General features: G+C 64.5%; 1 protein-coding gene. It reads left to right on the forward strand.

The genetic code is table 11. From position 1 onward, the window contains the following. Positions 1 to 353: 353 nt before the first annotated feature. On the forward strand, positions 354 to 1,555 hold a 1,202-nt coding region (locus tag POF43_RS34365; RefSeq protein WP_282704964.1), incomplete at its 3' end, for a beta-ketoacyl reductase.

Here is a 1,555-nt window from a genome sequence, read left to right on the forward strand (position 1 = left end):
GTTTGCGGTTGGAGGGTGATGCGCCGTTGAGTGTGGTGGTTCCTGCGTTGTCGGCGTGGCGTCGTCGGCGGCGTGCGGAGTCGGTGGTTGATGGTTGGTGTTATCGGGTGGTGTGGGAGCCGCTGTCGGGTCCGGGGTCGGGTGTGGGCCAGGGGTCGGGTGTGGGGTCGTTGGTGGGGCGTTGGTTGGTGGTGTCGTCGGTTGCTGGTGGGGATGGTGGTGTGGTGGGTGCGTTGCGGGGTGCGGGTGTTGAGGTGGTGGAGTTGGTTTTGGGTGATGACGTGGATCGGGTTGGGTTGGTGGAGCGGTTGGGTGGGGTGGGTGAGGTTGCTGGTGTGGTGTCGTTGTTGGGGATGGGTGGGTTGGATGTAGGGGCTGCTGGGGTTGCTGGTGTTGATGGTGTTGTTGGGTTGGAGGGTGTGGGTGGTGGGGTTGATGGTGTGGGTGGGTTGGTGGTGTTGGTTCAGGGGTTGGTGGATGTGGGGTGGGGTGTTCCGTTGTGGTGTGTGACGCGGGGTGGGGTGTCGGTGGGTCGTTCTGATGGTGTGGTGGGTGCGGTGGGTGCTGGGGTGTGGGGTTTGGGTCGGGTGGTGGGGTTGGAGTTTCCGGGTTGGTGGGGTGGTTTGGTGGATGTGCCGGGGGTGTTGGATGGGCGTGCGGTGGGTCGTTTGGTGTCGGTGTTGTCGGGTGTGTGGGGTGAGGATCAGGTTGCGGTGCGGGGGTCCGGTGTGTTTGGGCGTCGTTTGGTGCGTGGGGTGTTGGGTGGGGTGAGTGGTGAGGGGAGTCGTGGCGGTAGCGGTAGCGGTGACGGTGTTGGTGGTGTTGGTGGTTGGTGTCCGCGGGGGACGGTGTTGGTGACGGGTGGTACGGGTGCGTTGGGTGGTGCGGTGGCGCGGTGGTTGGCGGGTCGTGGTGTGGAGCGTTTCGTTCTGACGAGTCGTCGTGGTCTGGGGGCTCCGGGTGCTGTGGAGTTGCGGGATGAGTTGGTGGGTTTGGGTGTGGTGGTGGATGTGGTGGCGTGTGATGTGGCGGATCGGGGTGCGTTGGCGGGGGTGTTGGGGGGTATTTCGGGTGATTGTCCGTTGACGGGTGTGGTGCATGCGGCGGGGGTGGATCGTGCGGTGGGGTTGGGTGAGGTGGGTTCGGTGGATGTGGGTGAGGTGTGGGGTGCGAAGGTGGTGGGTGCGGTGAATTTGGATGTGTTGACGGCTGGTGTGGAGTTGGATGCGTTTGTGGTGTTTTCGTCGATTGCTGGGGTGTGGGGGAGTGCGGGGCAGGGGGTGTATTCGGCGGCGAATGCGTTTGTGGATGGGTTGGTGGAGGGTCGTCGGGGTCGTGGGTTGGTGGGGACGTCGGTGGCGTGGGGTCCGTGGGCTGGTGGGGGGATGGTGGTTGATTCGGTGGAGGCTGAGGGGTATTTGCGGCGTCGTGGGTTGGTGTCGATGGATATGGGGTTGGCGGTGGGTGCGTTGGGGCGTGCGGTGGATGGGGGTGAGGTGTGTGTGACGGTGGCTGATGTGGAGTGGGATCGTTTTGGTGCGACGTTCACGTCGGG

Source organism: Streptantibioticus silvisoli (genome assembly GCF_027947535.2).
Lineage (GTDB): Bacteria > Actinomycetota > Actinomycetes > Streptomycetales > Streptomycetaceae > Streptantibioticus_C > Streptantibioticus_C silvisoli.